Source organism: Curtobacterium sp. MCLR17_042, from assembly GCF_003234695.1.
GTDB classification, from domain to species: domain Bacteria; phylum Actinomycetota; class Actinomycetes; order Actinomycetales; family Microbacteriaceae; genus Curtobacterium; species Curtobacterium flaccumfaciens.
Genome location: NZ_QKTD01000006.1, coordinates 141,141 through 163,770, shown reverse-complemented (window position 1 = coordinate 163,770; position 22,630 = coordinate 141,141). Strand labels below are relative to the sequence as shown.

23 protein-coding genes are annotated in these 22,630 nt (G+C 71.8%); 12 read left to right on the top strand and 11 right to left on the bottom strand.

The genetic code is table 11. From position 1 onward, the window contains the following. Positions 1–184: 184 nt before the first annotated feature. From rlmC to DEJ02_RS08420, 5 genes are all read right to left on the bottom strand, one after another. Positions 185–1,336: a 23S rRNA (uracil(747)-C(5))-methyltransferase RlmC gene (gene rlmC, locus DEJ02_RS08440; RefSeq protein ID WP_111032655.1), complete on the bottom strand. Its 1,152-nt coding sequence runs from the start codon at positions 1,334–1,336 to the stop codon at positions 185–187. Positions 1,337–1,343: 7 nt separating this feature from the next. Beyond that, positions 1,344–2,210, bottom strand: a complete 867-nt coding sequence (locus DEJ02_RS08435; protein WP_375342364.1) for an SMP-30/gluconolactonase/LRE family protein — start codon at positions 2,208–2,210, stop codon at positions 1,344–1,346. A 40-nt stretch (positions 2,211–2,250) separates the two neighbouring features. After that, a complete protein-coding gene (locus tag DEJ02_RS08430) occupies positions 2,251–2,871 on the bottom strand; it encodes a DedA family protein (protein ID WP_111032654.1) in 621 nt (206 codons plus the stop codon). Between the two features lie 67 nt (positions 2,872–2,938). Beyond that, positions 2,939–3,598, bottom strand: coding sequence for a FadR/GntR family transcriptional regulator (locus DEJ02_RS08425; RefSeq protein ID WP_111032653.1), 660 nt, complete (start codon positions 3,596–3,598; stop codon positions 2,939–2,941). Continuing rightward, on the bottom strand, positions 3,595–4,317 hold the full coding sequence (locus DEJ02_RS08420) for an SDR family oxidoreductase (protein ID WP_181440307.1): 723 nt from the start codon (positions 4,315–4,317) through the stop codon (positions 3,595–3,597). The genes DEJ02_RS08425 and DEJ02_RS08420 overlap by 4 nt, the downstream gene beginning before the upstream one ends. Before the next feature lie 45 nt (positions 4,318–4,362). On the opposite strand from DEJ02_RS08420, the gene DEJ02_RS08415 reads away from it, so the two are divergent. From DEJ02_RS08415 to mnhG, 7 genes are all read left to right on the top strand, one after another. After that, positions 4,363–5,115, top strand: a complete 753-nt coding sequence (locus DEJ02_RS08415) for an SDR family NAD(P)-dependent oxidoreductase (RefSeq protein WP_111032651.1) — start codon at positions 4,363–4,365, stop codon at positions 5,113–5,115. Positions 5,116–5,216: 101 nt separating this feature from the next. After that, entirely contained in the window at positions 5,217–8,129 is a 2,913-nt protein-coding gene (locus DEJ02_RS08410) for a Na+/H+ antiporter subunit A (protein ID WP_111032650.1), read from the top strand. Further along, positions 8,126–8,536 (top strand): Na(+)/H(+) antiporter subunit C, encoded by a 411-nt coding sequence (locus DEJ02_RS08405; protein ID WP_110865552.1) that lies wholly within the window; start codon positions 8,126–8,128, stop codon positions 8,534–8,536. Before DEJ02_RS08410 ends, DEJ02_RS08405 begins: the two co-directional genes overlap by 4 nt. Beyond that, entirely contained in the window at positions 8,533–10,224 is a 1,692-nt protein-coding gene (locus DEJ02_RS08400; RefSeq protein ID WP_017887554.1) for a Na+/H+ antiporter subunit D, read from the top strand. The genes DEJ02_RS08405 and DEJ02_RS08400 overlap by 4 nt, the downstream gene beginning before the upstream one ends. Further along, a complete protein-coding gene (locus DEJ02_RS08395) occupies positions 10,221–10,802 on the top strand; it encodes a Na+/H+ antiporter subunit E (protein ID WP_111032649.1) in 582 nt (193 codons plus the stop codon). The genes DEJ02_RS08400 and DEJ02_RS08395 overlap by 4 nt, the downstream gene beginning before the upstream one ends. Continuing rightward, a complete protein-coding gene (locus DEJ02_RS08390) occupies positions 10,799–11,137 on the top strand; it encodes a hypothetical protein (protein WP_051597118.1) in 339 nt (112 codons plus the stop codon). Before DEJ02_RS08395 ends, DEJ02_RS08390 begins: the two co-directional genes overlap by 4 nt. Next, positions 11,134–11,490: a monovalent cation/H(+) antiporter subunit G gene (gene mnhG, locus DEJ02_RS08385; RefSeq protein ID WP_071245814.1), complete on the top strand. Its 357-nt coding sequence runs from the start codon at positions 11,134–11,136 to the stop codon at positions 11,488–11,490. The genes DEJ02_RS08390 and mnhG overlap by 4 nt, the downstream gene beginning before the upstream one ends. A gap of 77 nt (positions 11,491–11,567) precedes the next feature. On the opposite strand, the gene DEJ02_RS08380 is transcribed toward mnhG, so the two are convergent. After that, entirely contained in the window at positions 11,568–12,809 is a 1,242-nt protein-coding gene (locus tag DEJ02_RS08380) for an MFS transporter (protein WP_111032648.1), read from the bottom strand. A 577-nt stretch (positions 12,810–13,386) separates the two neighbouring features. Then, positions 13,387–14,430: an L-glyceraldehyde 3-phosphate reductase gene (mgrA, locus tag DEJ02_RS08375; RefSeq protein ID WP_111032647.1), complete on the bottom strand. Its 1,044-nt coding sequence runs from the start codon at positions 14,428–14,430 to the stop codon at positions 13,387–13,389. Between the two features lie 90 nt (positions 14,431–14,520). On the opposite strand from mgrA, the gene DEJ02_RS08370 reads away from it, so the two are divergent. From DEJ02_RS08370 to soxR, 3 genes are read left to right on the top strand one after another with little or no spacing between them, the layout of a single operon-like run. Beyond that, positions 14,521–14,976 carry an iron chaperone gene (locus tag DEJ02_RS08370; protein WP_196783353.1) on the top strand — a complete coding sequence of 152 codons (456 nt, stop codon included), beginning with the start codon at positions 14,521–14,523 and terminating at the stop codon, positions 14,974–14,976. Positions 14,977–14,978: 2 nt separating this feature from the next. Further along, on the top strand, positions 14,979–16,022 hold the full coding sequence (locus DEJ02_RS08365; RefSeq protein WP_258378694.1) for a YdcF family protein: 1,044 nt from the start codon (positions 14,979–14,981) through the stop codon (positions 16,020–16,022). A 10-nt stretch (positions 16,023–16,032) separates the two neighbouring features. Continuing rightward, positions 16,033–16,548 carry a redox-sensitive transcriptional activator SoxR gene (soxR, locus tag DEJ02_RS08360; RefSeq protein ID WP_111032646.1) on the top strand — a complete coding sequence of 172 codons (516 nt, stop codon included), beginning with the start codon at positions 16,033–16,035 and terminating at the stop codon, positions 16,546–16,548. Here soxR and DEJ02_RS08355 read toward each other — a convergent pair. Beyond that, entirely contained in the window at positions 16,545–16,985 is a 441-nt protein-coding gene (locus DEJ02_RS08355; RefSeq protein ID WP_216852147.1) for a MarR family winged helix-turn-helix transcriptional regulator, read from the bottom strand. The genes soxR and DEJ02_RS08355 overlap by 4 nt on opposite strands. A gap of 46 nt (positions 16,986–17,031) precedes the next feature. On the opposite strand from DEJ02_RS08355, the gene DEJ02_RS08350 reads away from it, so the two are divergent. Continuing rightward, complete coding sequence (locus DEJ02_RS08350) at positions 17,032–18,276, top strand: multidrug effflux MFS transporter (protein ID WP_111032645.1); 1,245 nt, start codon at positions 17,032–17,034, stop codon at positions 18,274–18,276. A 112-nt stretch (positions 18,277–18,388) separates the two neighbouring features. Here DEJ02_RS08350 and DEJ02_RS08345 read toward each other — a convergent pair whose 3' ends face one another. Continuing rightward, positions 18,389–19,096 (bottom strand): phosphatase PAP2 family protein, encoded by a 708-nt coding sequence (locus tag DEJ02_RS08345; RefSeq protein WP_181440306.1) that lies wholly within the window; start codon positions 19,094–19,096, stop codon positions 18,389–18,391. Positions 19,097–19,194: 98 nt separating this feature from the next. Between DEJ02_RS08345 and poxB the strand changes: the two genes are divergently transcribed. Further along, the gene (gene poxB / locus DEJ02_RS08340) at positions 19,195–20,919 is read left to right on the top strand and encodes a ubiquinone-dependent pyruvate dehydrogenase (protein WP_111032643.1); all 1,725 of its coding nucleotides are present in this window, start codon (positions 19,195–19,197) and stop codon (positions 20,917–20,919) included. 66 nt (positions 20,920–20,985) lie between these two features. Here the strand turns inward: poxB and DEJ02_RS08335 are convergent, their stop codons facing one another. Then, positions 20,986–21,669, bottom strand: coding sequence for an SDR family NAD(P)-dependent oxidoreductase (locus DEJ02_RS08335; RefSeq protein ID WP_111032642.1), 684 nt, complete (start codon positions 21,667–21,669; stop codon positions 20,986–20,988). Between the two features lie 70 nt (positions 21,670–21,739). Further along, positions 21,740–22,612 (bottom strand): leucine-rich repeat domain-containing protein, encoded by an 873-nt coding sequence (locus DEJ02_RS08330; protein ID WP_146249250.1) that lies wholly within the window; start codon positions 22,610–22,612, stop codon positions 21,740–21,742. Positions 22,613–22,630 lie beyond the last annotated feature (18 nt).

The window sequence follows — 22,630 nt, the reverse complement described above, 5'->3', positions numbered from 1 at the left end:
ACCTCGGTCGGCAACGATAGGAAACTCTTGACCGTTATCAAACCGAGACAAACGGTTCTACCCGTGCATGCTATGTACCCCGCCCCAGAACCTGAACGGCTCGATGCCCATGGCCATGGCGATCGAGGCGTACCCGGGTACGTGTCCTTGGCAATTCCCTGGCAATGCCGATCGGCGGTCGGGATCAGGCGCGCGTGAGCAGGGTCACGGCCTCGAGGTGACCGGTCTGCGGGAACATGTCGAGCACCCTGGCCCGACGCAGCCGGAACGACGGCATGCGTGCCAGGTCCTTCGCCAGGGTCACCGGGTTGCAGCTCGAGTAGACGACGTGCTGGACGTCCGAATCCTCGAGCCAGGTCGACAACCGCTCCCCGATCCCGCGACGCGGAGGGTTCACGACGACGAGCTCGGGCACCGCGTCCGGACGGGCCCGGAGGGCGTGCTCGGTCGCGTCGTCGGCGGCGAACCGGAGGCCCTCGAGGCCGGCCTCACGAGCGGACTGCTTGGCGGAGCGGATCGCCTCGGCGCTCGTCTCGATGCCGGTCACCACGCGGCCAGGACGGGCAGCGTGCAGCGCGAACCCGCCGACGCCGCAGTACAGGTCCCACATCGACGCCGGGTCGAGCTCGTCGATCCAGGCCGTCGCCTGCGCGTACAGCTCGGTCGCGACGCCGGTGTTCGTCTGGAAGAAGCTCTGCGGCCGCAGGTGCATCGTGATCCCGCCGAGCCGCATCGGCAGGGTCTCCTGCTCGGTCAGCACGATCTCGCGGTCGCCCTCGGTGACGGCCTTGTGCTCGGGCAGCAGGTTGGCGGTCACCACGACCGCGTTCGGCAGTGCGGCACGCAGGGCGTCGAGGTGTTGGCGGAGCCGCGGGATCTGCCCCTCGGAACGCAGCACGAACCGGATCATCAGCTCGCCGTCGGGCGACTCGGTGACCAGGACGTACTTGAGCTCACCCCGGCGCGCGGCGACGTCGTACGGGATCAGCCCGGCGGTCGAGACGAACTCGGCCAGCACGGGCAACGCGTGCCGGATGCCGGGCGTGCAGATCCCGCAGTGCCGCAGGTCGACCCCGCGCTGCCGGTGGTCGAGGATGCCGACGGTGGGGTGCTGGACGGTCCCGCCCACGACCATCTTCGCCTTGTTCCGGTACCCCGACTCCGGGCTCGTGATCGCGGGCGACCAGGAGACCGCTCCGGGGCCCCCGGCGGCCTCGACCGCGTCCTGTAGGAGCTCGCGCGTGCGGAGTTCCTTGTCGAGGACCTGGTCGGCGTAGGGCTGGCCCATGAGCGTGCACGACCGGCACACCCCGCGGTCGAAGTAGTCGCACTGCATGGCCGAGTCAGGATACGGCAGCGTCCCGCGTCGTCGTGGCGATCCGGTACACCGAGGTCGTCGCCGTCAGGAACAGCGTCGTGCCGTCGTCGCCGCCGAAGCACAGGTTCGACGTCACCTCGGGGACCGCCACCTCACCGATCCGCTCGCCGGACGGGTCGAACACGACGACGCCGCAGTGCGAGGACGACCAGACGTTGCCGTGCACGTCGACCCGGATGCCGTCCGGCGCACCCTCTCCGGGCTCGAGCCGCGCGAACACCCGGCCGTTCTTCAGCAGGTCGCCTCGGCGGTCGTAGGCGCGGATGACCGGCTCGTCGCCCGACGAGCTCGCGATGTACAGCACCCGCTCGTCCGGGTCGAAGGCCAGACCGTTCGGCTCGTCCAGGTCGGTCGCCACTGGTCGCAGGTCCTCGCCCGCCGTGCCGCACCGGAACACCCAGTGGTCGCCGTACTCACGCACGCCCGGGTGTCCCTCGCGCGGCTGGGTGATGCCGTAGGCGGGGTCGGTGAACCAGACGCCGCCGTCCCGCGCGACCACCACGTCGTTCGGGGAGTTGAACCGGCCCCCGTCCCACACGTCGACGATCGGCGTGACGACGCCGTCGCGGTCCCGCTCGACCCGACGCAGCCCGTGCGAGCACTGCACGACGCTGCCGTCCCGGTCGAGCGTGCGGCCGTTGGTGAACTCGACACCGTCCGCGTACACCGAGGTCTCCCCCGAATCCGCGTGCCACTGCAGGATCCGGTCGCCGGGGATGTCGGACCACCGCAGCGTGCGCGTCGACGGGATCCAGCAGGGCCCCTCGGCCCAGGTGCTGCCGGTGGCGATGCGCTCGAGCGCGTCGGGGTCCGGTACGAGGTCGTCGAGCAGCACGGGTTCTCCTTCGAACGGGGTGCTCAGCCTACGTTCGTCAGGCCGCGGCCGCAGCCTCGGTGCGTCGTCGGACGGCCTTCTCGATCGCGGAGATCGCGAGGCCGAGCAGGATCGACGCCACGACCGCGAGGGTCGTGACGAGGAAGGGCTGCTCGCGGCTCCAGCGCCCGGTGGCCGAGGCGATGCCGACGCAGTACGCGGCCCACACGACGTCGGCGAGCACACAGCTGAGCAGGAACCGCCGGAGGTCGAGCCCGCTGTCCGCGCCGACCAGGTTCGTCGTCAACCGGCCCATCGGGATGAAGCGTCCGAGCACCGCGATGCGCCCGGGAGCGGCACGGTAGCGGCCGTCGATGGCGTCCCGGGCCGCGCGGACCTTCGGACGCGCGAACCACGACCTCGAGCCGAGGTCGACCGACCGCGCCAGCTGGTAGAGCCCGAGGTCGCCGAGGACCATCCCGATCGACGCCGCGACGACGAGGAAGAGGACCGGCAGGAGACCGCCGTCACCGCCCACCAGGAGCGTGCCGATCGCGACGACGAGTGCCTGGCTGGGCAGGAAGACCGCGACGCTGCCCACGGCGAGCACGAGGCCGACCACGAAGAACGCCCACGGGGTGCCGACGAGCTGGACGACCAGGTCCTGTGCTGCGTCCACGACTCACCCTCCACGGGCACCGGTGGGGCGCGCCGGGGTCCATCCTCGCAGGTCCGGCGCGCTCCGCTCACGTGCGGTCGACGATCGCCCGCATGGTCGAGGCCGCGTCGTCCGGGCGGCCGTCGAGGACGGCGTCGGCGAGTGCCAGGTGGAGGCCGACGTCGTGCCGGTCCGGGCGGACGCTCCCGCGTTCGCGCAGCACCTGGCCCACGACCTGGTGCAGTCGTCGGTACAGCGCGTTGCCGGACAGGTCGAGCACGAGCGCGTGGAACCGCACGTCCGCGGTCACGAAGTCGAGGCGGTCGTCGCGGGTCGCGGCGGCGGCGAGCTCGTCCGCGGTGGTGCGGAGGGCCTCCCGTCGGTCCGCGCACGCGTCGAGCGCCGCTCGCCGCGCCGCAGCGGCAGCGGCGGCGGGTTCGACCGCCGCGCGCAGCTCGCGGAGCTCGACCGCCACGCGGTCACCGTCGGGGCCCCGCAGACGCCACCGCACCACACGCGGGTCCAGGACGTCCCACTCCCGCACGCCGAGGACGGTCACGCCGACCCGGCGCCGCGCGCTGAGCAGGCCGAGCGCGACGAGGACGCGGACGGCCTCGCGGACGATGCTGCGACTGGCACCCGTCAAGGCCACCAGGTCGTCGATGCTCCGCCGGCTGCCCACGGCGACCGCGCCGGAGACGACGGCGGCACCGACCTGGTCGAGGACCCGTTCGAAGGTGCTCGTCACCGCTGCGAGACCGGCGACAGCACGAGCTCGTCGATGCGCACGTGCGCCGGCGACCCGAGCACGAAGGCGACCGTCCGCCCGATGTCCTCCGGTTGGAGCATGCGCTGCCGCGCGGCCGCGTCGGGGACCTCCGGCCGCTGGTCGAGGAAGTCCGTCGCGACGTCACCCGGGCACAGGTGGGTGGCACGCACGCCGTGCTCGGCCTCCTGCTGGTTGAGCGTCCGGACGACCGACGCGAGCGCGGACTTGCTCGCCGAGTACGCGACACCCGCCCCCGGCTGGAAGGACCACCCGGCGTACGACGACACGACGACGACCACGCCGCCGGCCGCGCGGAGTGCCGGCAGCGCGGCGTCCACCAGCGAGACGACGGCGGTGAGGTTCGTGTCCACGATCGCGCGGAAGTCGGTGAGCGACTGGTCGTCCCACCGGCGTCGCGGGGCGTTGAGCCCGGCCGCCAGCACGAGCCCGTCGAGCCGCCCGTGCCGCTCGAGCACGGTGTCCCGCGCGGCTGCGACGGCGTCGGGGTCGTTCGCGTCGAGGGGCAGGACGTCCGCGGTTCCCCCGGCGCCGCGGACGGTGCGTGCGACCTGCTCGAGCCGCTCGGCACGGCGCCCGCTGAGCACCACCGTCCAGCCGTCCCGCGACGCCGCCTCGGCGCTCGCGGCCCCCATCCCGCTGCCCCCACCCGTGACCCAGAGCACACGCTGATCCGTCATGCTCGAATAGTATGCCTATTCAAGGCACCGACGACGGGAGCAACGATGCACCTCGACCTGACCGACCGCGTGGTGGTCGTGACCGGCGCAGCGCGCGGGATCGGCCGCACGCTCGCCGACCGCTTCATCAGCGAGGGGAGCCGCGTCGTCGCGCTCGACCTGGCCTTCGAGCCGGACTTCCCGCTCGACCACGTCGTGTGCAACGTCGCCGACCCGCGATCGGTGCGCGACGCCGTGGACGAGGTCGTCCGGCGGCACGGCACGATCGACGTGCTGGTGAACAACGCCGGCATCAACGTCACGGGCACGGTCGCCGAACTGGAGTGGGACGCCTGGCGCCGCTGCATGGACGTCAACCTCGGCGGCACGTTCCTGATGAGCCAGGCCGTGGCTCCGGTGATGCAGGCCGCCGGGCGCGGTCGGATCATCAACGCCGCATCGTTCGCGGCGATCGTGCCCAGCGTCGGGAGCGCTGCCTACGCGGCGTCGAAGGCAGCCGTCGTCTCGTTCACCCGGGTCCTGGCGTCGGAGCTCGGCCCGTGGGGGATCACCGTGAACGCCTACGCACCGGGCATGGTGCCGACGGCGATGAACGGCTTCGCGACGATGCCGGCCGAGGCGCAGGACCGCCTGCTCGACACGCTGTCCCTCCGCCGGTGGGAGACCGCGGACGACGTCGCCGACCTGCTCGTCTTCGTGGCGAGCGATGCCTCCGGGTACATCACCGGCACCCTGCTCGACGTCTCCGGCGGCAAGCTCGCGACCCAGATCCCCGCTCGCGCGCACGGCCGGACCTGAGCGGACTGCTGTCCGGCCGCACAGGTTCTCCACATGGCCTCCTCCGTAGGCTGTGAAAGCCCAGTGAGCCGGACTGCAGCCCGACCCCGAGGAGGTGCCCGATGGTCCTCGTCCTCGTCGCGTTCGCGATCGTCGCCCTGATCGTCCCCGCCCTGACCCCCGTCCTCGGCCGCCGCGTCTTCTACGTGGCGGCCCTCGCCCCCGCCGCGGCGGCGGTGCTGACGATCGCGCAGACCGACGCCGCCCTGCACGGCAGCGTCGTCGAACGGCACCAGTGGGTCCCCCAGCTCGACCTCGACGTCACGCTGCGGATGGACGCCCTGTCGTGGGTGCTCGCCCTCGTGGTGTCGATCGTCGGCGCGTTGGTGCTGGTCTACTGCGCCTCGTACTTCGAGCGGGACGAACCCGGGCTCGGTCGGTTCGCCGGGGTCCTGACCGCCTTCGCCGGCTCGATGTACGGCCTCGTGATCGCCGACGACGTCATCGTCCTGTTCGTCCTGTGGGAGGCCACGACGGTCTTCTCCTACCTGCTCATCGGGCACGACGCCGCCAAGCGCGCTAGTCGCGCCGCCGCCATGCAGGCGCTCGTGGTCACCACCGCGGGTGGTCTGGCGATGCTCGCGGGCCTCGTGATGCTCTCGGTCACGGCCGGCACGACCTCGCTGTCCGCGATCGTCGCCGATCCCCCGAGCGGCACGGTCGTCTCGGTGTCGGTGGTCCTCGTGCTGCTCGGGGCGCTCACGAAGTCGGCGATCGTGCCGTTCCACTTCTGGCTCCCCGCCGCGATGGCCGCACCGACCCCGGTCAGCGCGTACCTGCACGCCGCGGCGATGGTGAAGGCCGGCATCTACCTGGTGGCCCGGCTCGCCCCCGCGTTCGCGCTGCTCGACGGCTGGCGCGAGACGATCACGCTGCTCGGCGTCGCCGGGATGCTCGTCGGCGGGTACCGGGCCCTGCGGCAGACCGACCTCAAGCTCCTGCTCGCCTACGGCACCGTGGCCCAGCTCGGGTTCCTCGTGCTCGCCGCCGGCTGGGGTGCCCCCGCGGTCGCCCTCGGCGGGGTCGCGCTCCTCGTGGCCCACGCCGCCTTCAAGTCGACGCTCTTCCTGGTCGTCGGCGCGATCGACCACGTCACCGGCACGCGTGACCTCGGTCGGCTCAGCGGGCTCGGCCGGAAGGCACCGTGGCTGGCCGTCGTGGCCGCCCTCGCGCTCGTGTCGATGGCCGGCATCCCGCCGACGATCGGGTTCGTCGCCAAGGAAGCCGTGCTGACCGGCTTCACCGAGTCCCTGCACGGCCCCGACGCCGGCTGGGCCTGGTTCGCCCTCGTCGGTGTGACGCTCGGCTCGGTGCTCACCGTGGCGTACTCGCTCCGCTTCTTCTGGGGAGCGTTCGCCCGCAAGCCCGGCGTCGCCCAGACGGAACCGCACGCCCTGCACGGCCTGGGTGTGGTGCCGTCGATCCTGGCACTGACCGGCGTGGCCCTCGGCCTGCTGACCCCGGTCGTCGCGCACGGCATCGAGCCCGCGGCGACGGTGGCCTCGCTCCCCGGCGAGGAAGTCCCGCACCTCGCGCTCTGGCACGGCCTCGAACCCGCACTCGGCCTGTCCGCGATCACCCTGGTCGGCGGCCTCGCACTGTTCGCCCTGCGCCGTCCGGTCGAAGCGCTCCAGCACCGGCTCGCGGGGTTCCCGAGCGCCGCGGGCACGTACCGGCACGGCATGCGACTGCTCGACCGCGGAGCGACCGGACTCACCGCGAGCCTGCAGCGCGGCTCGCTCCCCTACTACCTGACGGTGATCCTGTCGGTCTTCGTCGCCGGGGCGCTCGCCAACCTGGTGCTCGGCGGGCCGTGGGAGTTCCACGTCCGGTTCGCCGACTCGTGGGGCCAGATCCCGGTGATGATCGTGATGTCGATCGCGGGCATCGCGGTGCTCACGGCGAAGACCCGGTTCGCCGCCGCGGTCCTGGTCGGCGTCACCGGCTACGGCCTCTCGGTGCTGTTCGTCCTGCACGGCGCCGTCGACCTCGCCCTGACGCAGCTCGTGGTCGAGACGGTCACCCTGATCGCCTTCGTCCTGGTGCTCCGACGACTGCCCCCGCGCATCGCCACGACCAACCCGTCGCGGTTCCGGGTCGTGCGGGCGCTCTTCGCCGGGCTGGCGGGGCTGACGCTGGCGATCGTCGTCGTCGTTGCTGCCTCGGCCCGCACGGCCCGCCCCCTCTGGCCCGACCTGCCCGCACTGACGAGCTCGTTCGGGCACGGTCTGAACGTCGTGAACGTCGCCCTCGTCGACCTGCGCGGCTGGGACACCCTCGGTGAGCTCACGGTCGTGGTCGCCGCGGCCACCGGCGTCGCGAGCCTGATCTTCGTGAACTCGCGCGAGGACACCCTGCCCCGGCTGCGCGACCTGCCGGAGACCCTGACCGCGAACGGCGAGCGCACCGACGGCGAGCCCCGCGCCTGGCTGCCGACGAGCGCCGCGATCCCGACCGGCCGTTCGGCACTGCTCGACGTGGTCGTCCGCCTGCTGTTCCACGGCCTGATCGTGCTGTCGGTGTACCTGCTGTTCGCCGGGCACAACTCGGCCGGTGGCGGGTTCGCCGGTGGCCTGGTCGCCGGCATCGCGCTCGCGGCCCGCTACCTGGCCGGCGGCCCGGCCGAACTCGGTGCAGCGGCTCCGGTGCGTGCCGGTCGTCTGCTCGGCCTGGGGGTCGCGACGGCAGCGATCACTGCGATCGTGCCGCTGTTCTTCGGCCGTGAAGCCCTGTACTCCGAGTTCTTCGAGGCCACCGTCCCGATCCTCGGGCACGTCGAGTTCGTCACCGCCACGTTCTTCGACATCGGCGTCTACCTGGTCGTCGTCGGCCTGGTGCTCGACGTCCTCCGCAGCCTCGGTGCCGAGGTCGACCGGCAGCGCCTCGAGGACGCCTCGACCCCGACCCGCGACACCACCGAGGGGTCGGTCAGCGACGCCCTCGATGCCCCCACCCCGGAAGGGAGCGCCACGTGACCGTCACCCTCGTCCTCGTGATCGCCATGGCGGTGCTGTTCTCGTGCGGCGTCTACCTGCTGCTCGAACGCTCCCTGACCCGGATGCTCCTCGGCTTCCTGCTGCTCGGCAACTCGCTCAACCTGCTGCTGCTGGTGATGTCCGGCGCCGCGGGCGATCCGCCGATCGGCAAGAGCGCCGAGGGCATCACCGACCCGCTCCCCCAGGCGTTCGCCCTGACCGCGATCGTGATCACCTTCGCCGTGAGCGCGTTCCTGCTGGCCCTGATCCACCGGTCGTGGCAGCTGTCCCGCGCCGACGAGGTCGAGGTCGACGAGGCCGACGCCGCCATCGGCCGCGACCGCGACGAGGCGGCCGACGAGGACCCGGAGACCACCACCGACGCAGAACAGGAGGCGACCCGATGACCTGGCTCGTCCCGCTCCTCGTCCTCGTCCCGCTGCTCGGTGCCGCGGTCGCGCTCGGACTCCTCCGGCACCAGAAGCTCCAGCGTGCGATCACCGTCGTGGTGCTCGTCGTGGCGCTGGCCGTCGCCGCCACGCTCATGGTCCTGGTCGACCGGCACGGCACGATCGTGGTGCAGGTCGGCGGCTGGGACGCCCCCTACGGCATCTCACTCGTCGTCGACCGGCTCAGCGCGCTGCTGCTCACCGTCAGCGCGAGCGTCCTGCTGCTCGTCCTGCTCTTCTCGATCGGGCAGGGCCTGGCCGCCGACGACGAGGACGCCCCGGTCACGATCTTCTACCCGACGTACCTGGTGCTCGCCGCCGGTGTGCTCGACTCGTTCATCGCGGGCGACCTGTTCAACCTGTACGTCGCGTTCGAGATGCTGCTGGTGGCGAGCTACGTGCTCATCACGCTGGGCGGCAGCGAACAGCGCGTCCGGGCCGGCACGACGTACATCGTCACGAGCCTGATCGCGTCGGCGATCTTCCTCGCCGCCATCGGGCTGGTCTACGGCGCCACCGGCACGGTGAACATCGCCCAGATCAGCGAGCGCGTCGCCGACCTGCCGGAGCACGTCCAGCTGCTCCTGCACACGATGCTGCTGATCGGGTTCGGCATCAAGGCGGCCGTGTTCCCGCTGGCGTTCTGGCTGCCGGACTCGTACCCGACGGCCCCGGCGCCGGTCACCGCGGTGTTCGCGGGCCTGCTGACCAAGGTCGGCATCTACGCGATCATCCGGCTCGAGACGGTGATCTTCCCACGACCACAACTCAACGAGGTGCTGCTCGTCGTCGCCGCACTGACGATGGTGGTCGGGGTGCTCGGCGCGGTGTCGCAGACCGACGTGAAACGGCTGCTGTCCTTCACGCTGATCAGCCACATCGGCTTCATGGTGATGGGCGTCGGACTCGGCACCGTCGCGGGGACGGCGGCAGCGGTGTTCTACACGGTGCACCACATCGTCGTGCAGACCACGCTGTTCCTGGTGTCGGGCCTGATGGAACGTGTCGGCGGGACGACCTCGACCCGGTCGCTCGGCGGACTGCTGAAGGCCGCACCGCTGCTGGCCGCCCTGTACCTGATCCCCGCGTTCAACCTGGGCGGGATCCCGCCGTTCTCCGGCTTCATCGGCAAGCTCGGCCTGTTCCGCGCCGCCGCCGAAGACGGTTCCCCGATGGCGTACGTCACCATCGGCGCCGGCGTCGTCACCTCACTGCTCACCCTGTACGCGCTCATGCGGGTCTGGGACGCCGCCTTCTGGCGGCCGAAGCCGGCGGCCGAGGCCGCGGCTCCGCACGCGACCAGCGCCGAACCGCACGCCCACCTGCGCTCCCCGGAACCGGCGCCGCTCACCGTCTCCGAGGAGACGGGCGAGGCGTACCACCCGGGAGGCTCGGTGACGGTCACCGACGCACCGCACGCGGCCACCGCCTCCAGTCCGACCACCGGCGCGACCGAGGCGGTCGGCGAGGCTCCCGAGAAGGTGCGCCTGCCGCGCATGCTCGTCGGCGTGACGACCGTCGCGGTGCTCGGGTCCGTCGCCCTGACGGTCGTCGCCGGCCCGCTCTACGGCTACGCGACCCGCGCAGCGGAGTCGCTGGAGTCGCCCGACCGCTACGTGCAGGCCGTGCTCGGAGGTGAGCGATGACCGACGTCCGCCGCATCTCGAACGCCCGCCGGATCGCGCTGGCGTGGCGCTACGACGTGCCCCTGGTCGCGGGGCTCACCGTGCTCTGGGCGCTGCTCTGGGGGTCGTGGACCCCGCTGACGCTGCTGTGCGGCATCGTCGTGGCGCTCATCGTCACCCAGGCGCTGCCGCTCCCGCCGGTCCCCCTGTCCGCACGGTTCTCGATCGTGCACGTGCTGCGGTTCCTGGTGGTGTGGTCCGGGCTCGTCGTCGTGGCGTCCTTCCGGGTCGCCTGGGTCGCGTTCCGTCCTCGCGGTGTGCGGCGGAGCTCGATCACGCTCGTGCAGCTGCACTCGACCTCCGAGATGACCTTCACCCTGGCCACCCTCGCGATCTCGCTCGTGCCCGGCTCGTACGTCGCCGACGTGGACCTGCGGCGCCGTCGCCTGCTGCTCCACGTGCTCGACACCGAGCGCCACGAGCAGGTCGAGGACGAACGCCGCGTCGCACTCCGGATCGAGGCCATGGTCATCCGCGCACTGGGATCCAAGCAGGACGTCTCCGAGCTGTCCGAGCCCCTGCCGGAGGTGACCCGATGAGCCCCGCCGTCGTCGTGATGGGCATCGCCGTCGCGCTCGTGCTCGCGCTCCTCGGGGCGACGTTCGCCCTCGCGGTGTTCCGCATCGTGCGCGGCCCGACCATCCTCGACCGCATGATCGGCTCCGACATGGTGCTGACCACCGTGCTCGTGGTCATCGCCGCCGCGATGGTCATCCGCCAGGACCTGACCGGCATCCCCGTGCTCGTGGTGATCTCGGCGACGAGCGTCTTCGCCACGGTCGCCGTTGCCCGGGCCGTCACGCCCTCGGCTGACCCGTCCGACGAGGGACTGACCGTCACCACCCCCGAGCGCGCCGAGGAGGACCAGTCGTGATCGAGATCATCGAGTCGTTCGTCGACGACGCCGGCATCCGGGCGTGGATCGCCATCGGGCTGCTGCTCGTCGGGTCGCTGCTGTCGCTCGGCGCCGGGGTCGGCATCGTCCGGTTCCCGGACCCGCTCGTCCGTCTGCACGCCATGGCGAAGCCGCAGGTGCTCGGGCTCGCACTCGCGCTGGCTGCCATCGTCGTCGCGGTGTGGACGTGGACGGCGTTCTGGGTCGTGCTGCCGATCATGGTGTTCCAGCTGTTCCTGGTGCCGGTGTCGACGCACATGATCGCCCGCGCCGGCCTGCGCGCCGACGACTACCGGCACGAGGACCTGCTCGTCGACGACACGGAGTCCTGACGCACCGATCTGACGGACGGGAGGCCCGTGGCGGCGTCGCCACGGGCCTCCCGTCCGTCAGGTGGTCACGTTCGCGGTCAGGCGGTCGCGACCCGGCGCGGGAGCAGCAGGTTGCCGACCGCGGCGACCACGACGATCGCGGCGGAGACCGCCGGCAGCAGCATCGCTGCAGCGGTGCCGTGGTGCTCGGCGACGTCCCCGGTGATCGCGGAGGCGATCGACTGGCCGACGATGACGGCCGACCCGAGGATCGTCATGGTGGTGGCGGACCGGCCGACCGGTGAGCGGTCCGAGCCGAGGCTGTACTGGGCGACCAGGGTCGGCCCGATCCCGATGCCCATGATCGCGAGGACGATGCCCGCGGCGACGACGGAGTCGGCGCTGGCGAACGCGATCGCACCGGCGAGGAGCACGACGCCGAACACGAGCCAGCGCCACCCGAGGCCGAAGGCCCGGGGGAATGCCGCCGACCCGAGTGCCAGCCCGGCGGACCCGATGCCCATCAGGCCGTAGAGCAGGCCGGCCTGCGAGGCCTCGCCGTGGGTCTCCATGAAGGCCGTCAGCGAGGTGAGCGTCGAGCCGAAGAACAGGCCGATGCCGAGGATGCCGACCACCACGACGACGAGCCGCGGACGCAGGAGCTGCCGTGCGGGTGCCTGCGTCGACTCCGCGTGCTGGCCGACCACGAGCTTGCCGGTCGGGTGCAGCGCGAACGCCGTCACGAACACGAACGTCAGGACCGAGGCGCCGGCGACGGCCACCCACGGGGCGATCGCGCTGGCGAGGATGCCGACCAGGAACGGACCGATGATGAACACGGTCTCGTCGGCGGCGGACTCGTAGGCCATGGTGCCGCTGAGGGTCTTCTCGCGCCGCGCCGGGGCCATCCGCTGCCGGATGATCGCGACGAGCCGCGTGCGGGACATCGGGGCGACCTGCGGTGCCGAGGCGCCGATGCAGAACGCGACCGCGAGGACGGCGAGGTCGGGCGCGGTGCCGCTGACGACGAACGGGAAGAACCCGAGCAGCGCCGCGTTCACCAGGCCGACGGGGACGAGCACCGCCCGCTGGCCGTAGCGGTCCGCCGCGGCGCCGACCATCGGGCCGAAGATCGCGGAGCCGATGCCGACGGCGGCGGAGTTGATGCCGCCGAGGGCGACGGAGTCACGGGCGGCGACGACGAGGGTCAGGACGCCGACCACCATCATCGCGAACGGGAGCCGGGCGATGAACGCCACGGGGAAGTACCAGCGTCCGGCGAGGGAGACGAGTGAGCGGTCCGGAGCGGGCGGGGCGTCGGTTGAGCGGGTCTGGAGCATCGGGGTTGTGCCTTCTCGGCCCGCCCGGTTCGGTGGCGGCGGACCCATCGGGTGCCGCCGTTGTCCGCCGGGATGCCGGCGGCCGGTAGATACACACTGCGTGTTGTCGAACGCTGTCGATGGTACCAACCGGCCGCCGCGCCCCGGAGGAGTTCGCTCCGGGCACCGTCCCGGCGGTCACGACACGTCGCCGGCCGTGCGCGGCGCGGTCGCAGACCGTCGCCTGCGGCGCCGCCAGCCGACGGTTCGTGACCAGTCGGCGGGCGACCCGCGACGTGTCGTGACCAGTCGGCGCGGGCCGACCACGCGACGCAACGCGACCGGACGACGGACGGGAGGCGCGTGGCGGGGTGCCCCGCGCCTCCCGGCCGCCGTGCCGCGCGCCCAGGGCCCCGCACCGGTCACGACACCCCGCCCGCCGTCCGCGGCGCGGTCGCAGACCGTCGCCTGCGGCGCCGCCAGCCAACAGGTCGTGACCGGTCGCCGGGCGACCCGCGACGTGTCGCGACCGGCCGGCGGGACCCGCCGAGCGACGAGATGCGACCAGCCGAGGGACTGGTGCGGCGTGGGGCTCGGGTCAGGAGACCTCGCCCGCGCGGGCTCCCGCCCACAGGTCGACATCGGTGATGCCGACCGAGTGCTCGTCGATGACGCGGAGCTCCTCGTCGCTGAACGACGTGTTCGACAGCGCGGCGACGTTGTCCTCGAGCTGCGACACCCGGGACGCACCGATGACGAGTGAGGTCACCCGCTCGTCGCGGAGTGCCCAGGCGAGGGCGAGCTGCGCGAGGGACTGTCCGCGGGCGGCCGCGACGTCGTTCAGGGCGCGGAGGTGCTCGACGACCTCGGGCGTGATGCTCGACGCGTCGAGGGACTTGCCCGCTGCCGCGCGGGAGTCCTCGGGCACACCGTTCAGGTACTTGCCGGTCAGGAGCCCCTGCGCCAGCGCGGTGAAGCCGATGACGCCGAAGCCGAGCTCGCCGGCGGCGTCGAGCAGCCCCTCGGTCTCGATCCAGCGGTTGAGCATCGAGTAGGAGGGCTGGTGGATGAGGAGCGGGGTGCCGAGGTCGCGGAGGATCTCGACTGCCTGCCGGCTGCGCTCGGCGTCGTACGAAGAGATGCCGACGTACAGCGCCTTGCCCTGCTGGACCGCGGTGTGCAGGGCGCCCATCGTCTCCTCGAGCGGGGTCGAGGCGTCGAGGCGGTGCGAGTAGAAGACGTCGACGTAGTCCAGGCCCGTGCGCTGCAGCGACTGGTCGAGCGAGGCGAGCACGTACTTGCGCGAGCCACCGCCCTGCCCGTACGGCCCCGGCCACATGTCCCAGCCGGCCTTCGTCGAGACGACCATCTCGTCGCGGTAGGGCCGGAAGTCCTCGCGCATCAGGCGGCCGAAGTTCACCTCGGCGGCGCCGTACGGCGGGCCGTAGTTGTTCGCGAGGTCGTGGTGGGTGATCCCGAGGTCGAACGCCCGGCGGCTGATGGCACGCTGGTTCTCGAAGGGCATGTCGTCCCCGAAGTTGTGCCAGTACCCCAGGGAGAGCAGCGGCAGGTCGAGGCCCGAGCGGCCGGTCCGGCGGTACGTCATCGAGTCGTAGCGGTCGTCACTGGCGATGTAGGTCATGGGACGAGCCTGGCACTCGTTCGGGCCCGGGCCTCGCATGCTTCGCTTCGCGGACCCATGATGGGTGCACGAGACCACGAGGAGACGACGATGGCACGGACGACGAAGACCGAGACCACCTTCACCGACGAGGAGCGCGCGGCGATGCAGGAGCACGCCGCCGAGGTCAAGCGTGCTCGCGGCACGAAGGGCACCAAGGCCGAGAAGGCGGCGGCCGACGCCGCTGCGGTCGAGGCGAAGATCGCCGAGATGCCCCAGCCGGACCGCGGGCTGGCGGAGCGCATCCACCGCATCGCGCTCGAGGTCGCCCCCGAGCTCGCGCCGAAGCTCTGGTACGGCATGCCCGCCTACGCCCGGGACGGCAAGGCCGTGTTCTTCTTCCAGGACGCCGCGAAGTTCAAGGCCCGCTACGCGACGCTCGGGTTCCAGGACTCGGCCGCGCTCGACGACGGCACGTTCTGGCCCACGTCGTGGGCGATCAGCCCCGAGTTCTCCGAGGCCGACGAGGCACGGGTGGCCGACCTGATCCGTCGCGCGGTCGGCTGACGGTGCTCGGGCTGGGCGCCGCTCCCGTCTTCGCCCTGCTGTTCCTGGTGCTGTACGTCCTGGGGCGGCGACGGGACCCGCGGATGCTCCGCAACGGGGTGTTCCTGACGGCGGCCGTGCTGTTCGGGCTCGCGACGGTCGTGGGCGTGCTGACCAGGGTGGTCCCCGGGTTCAGCCTGCTCGTCGCCGTGGTGCTGCTGCTCGTGCCGCTCGCCGTGGTGGTGCTCGGCGTCGCCCTGGTCGCGAACGGTCTGCAGATGCTCCGGGCCGAGGGGCGCAGCGTCGGCAACCTGCTGTCGCTCGCCGCCGGCGTGGCGGTGTTCGTGCTGCCGGCGATCGCCATCGCCCTGCTCGTCTCGGGCAGCGGTGAGGGCTTCACGCTGTGGGACGGCACGAAGATCGCCGTCGCCGTCCTGATGGTGTTCGTCTGCGGGTACTTCGCGCTGTCGCTGGTCGCGTTCGCCCTGTACTCCCTGGTCTACGGGCGGACGCGGCACGGCATCGTCCCCGACACGATCGTGGTCCTCGGCTCCGGGCTCGTGCACGGCGAGGTCCCGCCCCTGCTGCAGAGCCGGCTCGACCGGGCGCTCGGCGTCTACCGGGCCGAACGGGCCGCCGGACGCCGACCGCTCCTCGTGCCGTCCGGCGGACAGGGCGACGACGAGCCCCGCCCCGAGGGCACCGCGATGGCCGAGTACCTGGTGGCGCACGGTGCCGACGCGGACGACGTCGTGGCGGAGACCGCGTCGCGGAACACCCGCGAGAACCTGCGGTTCTCGCGGGACGTGCAGACGGCCGCCGGCCGCGACGGCCAGATGGTCGTGGTCACGAACAACTACCACGTGCTGCGGGCGGCGACCCTGGCCCGTCGCCTCGACCTGCCCGCCCAGGTCGTCGGCGCGCGCACGGCGGCGTACTACGTCCCGAGTGCGTTCCTGCGGGAGTTCGCCGCGGTGATCGTCGAGCACCGCTGGCTCAACGTGGTCGCCTGCACGCCGTTCGTGCTGTTCACCGGGTTCCTGCTCTGGGAGTCGTTCCAGCAGTAGGATCTCCACCATGGTCGAGATCCCGGCGCCGCGGCCGACCGACCTGCTGCCCATCGGCGAGATCGTCCGCCGCACCGGCGTCGCAGCCTCGGCCCTGCACTTCTACGAGCGCAAGGGCCTGATCCACCCGGAGCGCACTGACGGCGGCACACGGATGTACCCGCGGCACGTCGAACGGCGGATCGCGATCATCCAGGTGGCCAAACGCCTCGGCATCCCGCTCAGCGAGGTCGCCGAGCAGTTCGAGGCCCTGCCCGCCGACCGCATGCCCTCGCTGCGCGACTGGAACCGGTTGAACGAACGGTGGCGCGCACGACTGCGGGCCCGCCAGCTCGAGCTCGAGCGGCTGCAACAGGAGATGACGCAGTGCATCGGCTGCGGGTGCGTCTCGCTCGGAGCGTGTTCGGTCGTGAACCCCGGTGATGCCCTGGGCGACGAGGGGCACGGCGCGCGTCGCCTGCTGCCGATCCAGGACGAGGCGGCCGACGATGCCGACACCGCTGACGACGCCGACGCTGTCGCCTAGCCCGCGCGAAGTCCGTCGTCGATCCGCTGCAGCAGCTCCAGCGCCTCGACCGCGCCCCGCTCGTCGCCGCCGAGGGCCGTGCGGAGCTTGCCCGACCAGTGCCGGTAGAGCCGGTCGACGCTCTCCTGGGCCAGCGCGGTCGAGTGCAGCTGCACGGTCCGGGCGTCCGCCGGGTCCTGGCGCCGCTCGACCATGCCCTTCGCCACGAGCGACCGGAGCGCGACGCTGAGGTTGCTGCGCTGCAGGGCCGTGGCCTCGGCGGTGGCACTGGGCGAGGTGCCGGGGTTGCGGTTGATCCAGCGCATCACGAGTGCCTCGGTGCCGGTCAGCGGCACGATGTCGAGGGTCTCCGAGCCGTGCGGGTCGATGTCGCGCGCGATCCGGAGCAGGACGTCCGCGAACTCGGCGAGGACGTGGTCGGACACGGCGGAGTGCATGACCGTACTGTACCGATCTCGGGCGATGAGTTATGCTTTCATAACAATGACCACGGACACCGGAACCATCCGCGCGACGATCGCGACACCCACGACCAAGCAGCAGGGCATCACGACCGCGCTGCTCCTGGTGCTCGGCCTGCTCAGTGCCGTCGCCCCCTTCGCCACCGACCTGTACCTGCCGGCGTTCCCGCAGATGACCACCGAGCTCGGGGCGAGCGCCACCGCCGTCCAGCTCACCCTGACCGCGTTCCTGGTGGGCGTGACCGCGGGCCAGCTCGTGTTCGGTCCGCTGTCCGACCGGTTCGGCCGCGTGCCACCGCTCATCGCCGGTGCCGCGGTGTGCGTGCTCGCCAGCATCGCGGCGGTGCTCGCGCCGAACATCGGCGTGCTCATCGCGGCCCGCCTACTGCAGGGCCTCGGCGGTGCAGCCGGCATGGTGATCAGCCGTGCGGTCATCTCCGACCTGGCGACCGGCAAGTCCGCCGCCCGTGCGTTCTCGCTCATGATGATCGTCGGCGGGGTCGCCCCGGTCGTCGCACCGCTGCTCGGCGGCCTGCTCACCGGTCCGATCGGCTGGCGCGGCCTGCTCTCGATCGTGCTCGGTCTGTCGGTCGTCATGCTCATCGCGGTCCTCGCCGTGATCCGCGAGACCCACCTGAAGGAGCACCGCGACGCCCTGCGTGCGGAACGCCGTGGCTCGGGCTCGGCGCTCCGTGCCCTGCGCTCCCGCACGTTCCTCGGCTACACCGCCGTGTTCGGCTTCGCGTTCGCCGTGATGATGGCCTACATCTCCGCGTCACCGTTCCTGTACCAGGACATGATCGGCTTCGGCACGGTCGGCTACGGCCTGGCCTTCGGGCTGAACGCCCTGGCGCTGATGGGCGTCAGCATCCTGTCCGCCAAGCTCACCGCGACCCGTTCGGTCACGGGCGTGCTGTCGCTCGGCATCGTGCTGGTGCTCGCGTCGACCGTGGCGTTCGCGCTGCTCGTCGTCTCCGGGGCGCCGGTCATCTGGCTCGCCGTACCGCTGTTCACCGCGGTGGGCTCGCTCGGTCTGGTGCTCGGCAACGCCACGGCGCTCGCCCTCGGTGCCGTGCCCTCGGCCGCCGGCAGCGCCTCGGCCGTGCTCGGTGCGCTGCAGTTCGGGCTCGCCGCGCTCGTGTCCCCGCTCGTCAGCATCGGCGGCTCGGACACCGCGGCGCCGCTGGCGATCGTGATGCTCGCCGCCGCCGTGGTGGCCGTCGTGGCACTGCTCGCGGCGCGGGGCCGGACCAGCACGCTCCGCTGACCCGGAACGGCGCCGCGCGCTGACGCGGAACGACACTGTCGACGTCGTACGACATCGACAGTGTCGTTCCGCGTCGACCAGACCGCCCCCGACCCGCCCAACCAGCCCGGCCTCAGCCCCGCCCGGGCCGCAGGAACGGCACCCGCGGCATGAGCCAGTCGACCCACACCACCCGCACCCCCGGCGTCACGGCGAGCGCCCACAGGATCGAGGCAGCGGCGTCGGTCGGGTAGTGCACCGCGTCGATCGACACCGCGAAGAACACGATCACGATGGCCACGACCCCGAGCATCAGGGCGAGCCGGTGCCACCGGGTCTCGCGGAGCAGCCAGATCAGGGCGATGACGAACGCCGTGATGTAGACCGTGTGCCCGCTCGGGTACCCGGGGTCGGGCTGCACGGGGAACGGGTGCGGCAGCACGGCGACGTCGGGCCGGGCGCGGTGCACGATCTCCTTCACGATCGCGGACGGCACCCACGTGATCGCGATGGTGCCGCCGAACGCCAGGGCCGGTCGCAGGTCGCGCGTGCGCCACCAGATCACGGCGACGACGACGACCGTGATCCCGATCGCCGGTGCCGGACTGATCACGTGGTAGACCGCCGTGCTGAACGCCCCGATGAACCCGGTGTGCAGCGCGTTGAGGGCTTTGGACAGCCCGAGGTCCACGGTGCCGAGGGTGAACCCGACGATGGTGATGACGACGACCGCGATGACGGCGATCGCCACCGAGACGAGCGGGTACGGCGAGCGCTCGAGGATCCCGTACGCGGCGGGCTCCCGTCGGCGGGGACGGAGGAGCGGCGCGTCGTCGGTCATCCCGCCATCGTCGCAGTCCGACCCCGGCATCCCAGGGCGAGTGAGCCTCACAAAACTCCGAAAGCGTTCAGCGCGGCGGTCGGGAGTAGACAGGACGCATGCCAACCGTTGCCGAGAACATCGTCGCCACCCTCCGCGCCAACGACATCCACCGGGTCTACGGCCTGCCCGGGGACTCCCTGAACGGCTTCACCGACGCCCTGCGCAAGGACGGCACGATGCGGTGGGAGCACGTCCGGCACGAGGAGGCGGCCGCGTTCGCCGCCTCTGCCGAGGCCGCCCTGACCGGTGACCTGACCGTCTGCGCCGGCAGCTGCGGGCCCGGCAACCTGCACCTGATCAACGGCCTGTACGACGCGAACCGTTCGCGGGTGCCGGTGCTGGCGATCGCCGCCCACATCCCCACGGCCGAGATCGGCTCCGGTTACTTCCAGGAGACGCACCCGCAGGAGCTGTTCCGCGAGTGCTCCGTCTACGTCGAGTACGTCGCCGACCCCGTCCAGATGCCCCGCCTGCTCGAGATCGCGATGCGCGAGGCGATCGAGAAGCGCGGCGTCGCCGTGCTCGTGATCCCGGGCGACGTGCTGCTCGCCGAGGCGAAGGACGACCGCACCACCCGCATCGAGCGGGCCACCCCGCGCATCGTGCCGAGCGAGGCCGAGCTGCAGCGCACCGCCGACCTGCTGAACGGTGCCGACCGGATCACCATCCTGGCCGGAGCCGGCGTCGCGGACGCCCACGACGAGGTCGTCGCCCTGGCCGAGCGGCTGCAGGCCCCGATCGTGCACGCGCTGCGCGGCAAGGAGTACATCGAGTACGACAACCCGTACGACGTCGGCATGACGGGGCTGCTCGGCTTCGCCTCCGGGTACCGCGCGATGGAGGACGCCGACGTCGTGCTGATGCTCGGCACGGACTTCCCGTACCAGCAGTTCTTCCCCGCCAAGGCGAAGCACGTGCAGGTCGACATCCGCGGCTCACAGCTCGGCCGCCGGCACCCCGTCGACATCGGGCTGGTCGGCACCGTCAAGGACACCGCCCTCGCGCTCATCCCACTGCTGACCGGCTCGCACCCGACGAAGCACCTCGAGGACTCGCTCAAGCACTACCGGAAGACCCGCGAGAAGCTCGACGACCTGGCGGTCCCCGCCGGGAAGAAGAAGCCGCTGCACCCGCAGTACGTCGCCCGGGTGCTCGACCGGCTCGCCGCCGAGGACGCTGTCTTCATCCCCGACGTCGGCTCCCCCGTCGTCTGGGCCTCGCGCTACCTCACGATGAACGGCAAGCGCCGACTGATCGGCTCGTTCGTGCACGGCACGATGGCGAACGCCGTCCCGCAGGCGATCGGCGCGCAGACGGCGTTCCCGGACCGGCAGGTGATCGCCCTGGCCGGCGACGGCGGGCTGACGATGCTCCTCGGTGAGCTCATCACGATCGTCCAGAACAAGCTGCCGGTGAAGATCGTCGCGTTCGACAACTCGTCGCTCAACTTCGTCGAGCTCGAGATGAAGGCCGCCGGCTTCGTGAACTACGGCACCGAGCTGCAGAACCCGGACTTCGCCGCCGTCGCCGAGGCGATCGGCATCAAGGGGTTCCACGTCGACGTGTCCGACGACTTCGAGGACGCGATGGCCGCCGCGCTCGCGCACGACGGCCCGGCGCTCGTGTCGGTCCGCGCGAACCGCCAGGAGCTCTCCATGCCCCCGGCGGTCACGCTCGAGCAGGCGAAGGGCTTCACGCTCTACGCCATCCGCACGGTGCTGTCGGGTCGCGGCGACGAGCTGCTGGACCTCGCGTCCACCAACGCGCGGCAGCTGCTGTAGACGCGAGCGGACGACGGCCTGGAGGCGCGGTGCCAACTGGCACCGCGCCTCCAGGCCGCCTTTTCGTCACCACCCGAGCGTCTGGCCGTCCTCCAGGAACACGCCGGTGGGGCCCTCCGGGCCCGCGCTCGCGGCGGCCGCGATCGACGCGGCGCTGACCTCGACGGGGCGACCGTGCGGGTTCGGCATGCCACCGAACTCGGTGGCCGTGTAGCCGGGCTCGATCGCGACGAAGTGCACCTCGGGCACGACGCGTGCGTACTGCACCGTCAGCATCGAGACGGCGGCCTTGGACGCGCCGTAGACCACGGCCGGCACGGTGAACGCGGGCTTCGACGGGTCGTGGGTGGCGGTGAAGGAGCCGAGCGCACTCGAGAGGTTCACGACGATCGGGTTCGCGGAGCGACGCAGGAGCGGCAGCGCGGCCTCGGTCGCGCGGATCGTGCCGACGGCGTTCGTGTCGAAGACGGCGAGCGCCTCGGGCCCGCTCTGCCCCCAGACGGCGATGCCGGCGTTGTTGACCAGCACGTCGAGTCCACCGTTCTCGTCGACGTGGGCGAAGGCCGCGTCGACCGAATCGTCGTCGCGGACGTCGAGCTGGACGGAGCGGGCGCCGATCTTGGCGGCGACCGCGGCGCCCTGGTCGGCGTCACGGGCCCCGATCCAGACGGTGTGGCCCGCCTCGACGAGCTGTCGGGCGGTTTCCTTGCCGAGGCCGCGGGTGGCCCCGGTGATGAGTGTCGTTGTCATGGATCCAGCGTCGTGCTCGGCGGCGACCGCAGGGAGTCGCCCGGTTGTCGTAGGACCGGCAGGGCCAGGGTCAGGCAGACCACCGAGCGTCGAGCGCCTCGTGCACCGCTCTGACCGTCGGCGCGTAGTGGCGGCGGTTCGAGATCCGGACGTCCCGCAGCGCGGGCAGTTCGAGCAGCACGCGCAGGTCGCCGTCGACGATCCGCGTCGACTCGTACAGGTGCAGCGTCTCGAGAGCGGTCAATCCCCGGAGTGGGTCGAGGGTCGGGAAGTCGCCGCAGTTCGCAGCATTGAGATGACGGAGCCGCGTCAGACCGGCCACGGGGTCCAGGTCCGGGATCTTCCGGTTGCTCTCGAGGTCCAACCGCCGCAGGTTCGCCGCGAGCCCGCGGACTCCGCTGACGTCGCTGAGTCGTCGTGCGACAGCCACGGTCAGGTCGTCCAACCCGATCAGTGATTCCACCCCGTGCAACGATCGGAGGCTCGGCCAGTCGTCGAGACGGAGCTTGCGGAGCGAGGTCATCGCGGAGAGCGGCTGCAGGTCGTCCGCCGAGTAGTGCCCCGCGTACAGGTCGTCGAGCGGCGCCGCGTTCGTGACCCCGCCGTCCAGGTACTTCCAGAAGGCGACGGCGAGACGGCGCAGCCGCGGGAACGCCGCGAGGTCGATCCGCACCTTCAACCCGGCGTGCAGGTGGAGGAACTCCAGGTCGTGCAGCGTCCCGAGCGCCGAGACGTCGTCCACATGCCGAGCGATCATGAAGAAGCGCCGGAGCGGGAGGTCCCGGACGAACTCGATGTGCGTGTCGGGGAACCCCGCGCCGATGCGGAGGCCCTGCACCTTGCCGGACCGCACGAGCTTGCCGATCTTCGGGTCCCACGGGCCCCGAAGCACAGCGTCCTCGCCGGGCCCGAACGGGCTCGGACCAATCGTGTAGGACTTCACGGTGCTGACCTCGGGTGT

Excerpts from the sequence above, each read along its gene's own strand:
- DEJ02_RS08350 (WP_111032645.1), top strand. The coding sequence starts at position 17,032 with ATGACCACGGACACCGGAACCATCCGCGCGACGATCGCGACACCCACG.
- DEJ02_RS08395 (WP_111032649.1), top strand. The coding sequence starts at position 10,221 with ATGACCGACGTCCGCCGCATCTCGAACGCCCGCCGGATCGCGCTGGCG.
- DEJ02_RS08400 (WP_017887554.1), top strand. The coding sequence starts at position 8,533 with ATGACCTGGCTCGTCCCGCTCCTCGTCCTCGTCCCGCTGCTCGGTGCC.
- rlmC (WP_111032655.1), bottom strand. The coding sequence starts at position 1,336 with ATGCAGTGCGACTACTTCGACCGCGGGGTGTGCCGGTCGTGCACGCTC.
- DEJ02_RS08410 (WP_111032650.1), top strand. The coding sequence starts at position 5,217 with ATGGTCCTCGTCCTCGTCGCGTTCGCGATCGTCGCCCTGATCGTCCCC.
- DEJ02_RS08335 (WP_111032642.1), bottom strand. The coding sequence starts at position 21,669 with ATGACAACGACACTCATCACCGGGGCCACCCGCGGCCTCGGCAAGGAA.
- DEJ02_RS08380 (WP_111032648.1), bottom strand. The coding sequence starts at position 12,809 with ATGCTCCAGACCCGCTCAACCGACGCCCCGCCCGCTCCGGACCGCTCA.
- poxB (WP_111032643.1), top strand. The coding sequence starts at position 19,195 with ATGCCAACCGTTGCCGAGAACATCGTCGCCACCCTCCGCGCCAACGAC.
- DEJ02_RS08355 (WP_216852147.1), bottom strand. The coding sequence starts at position 16,985 with ATGCACTCCGCCGTGTCCGACCACGTCCTCGCCGAGTTCGCGGACGTC.
- DEJ02_RS08370 (WP_196783353.1), top strand. The coding sequence starts at position 14,521 with ATGGCACGGACGACGAAGACCGAGACCACCTTCACCGACGAGGAGCGC.
- DEJ02_RS08390 (WP_051597118.1), top strand. The coding sequence starts at position 10,799 with ATGAGCCCCGCCGTCGTCGTGATGGGCATCGCCGTCGCGCTCGTGCTC.
- DEJ02_RS08420 (WP_181440307.1), bottom strand. The coding sequence starts at position 4,317 with ATGACGGATCAGCGTGTGCTCTGGGTCACGGGTGGGGGCAGCGGGATG.
- DEJ02_RS08415 (WP_111032651.1), top strand. The coding sequence starts at position 4,363 with ATGCACCTCGACCTGACCGACCGCGTGGTGGTCGTGACCGGCGCAGCG.
- soxR (WP_111032646.1), top strand. The coding sequence starts at position 16,033 with ATGGTCGAGATCCCGGCGCCGCGGCCGACCGACCTGCTGCCCATCGGC.
- mgrA (WP_111032647.1), bottom strand. The coding sequence starts at position 14,430 with ATGACCTACATCGCCAGTGACGACCGCTACGACTCGATGACGTACCGC.
- DEJ02_RS08345 (WP_181440306.1), bottom strand. The coding sequence starts at position 19,096 with ATGACCGACGACGCGCCGCTCCTCCGTCCCCGCCGACGGGAGCCCGCC.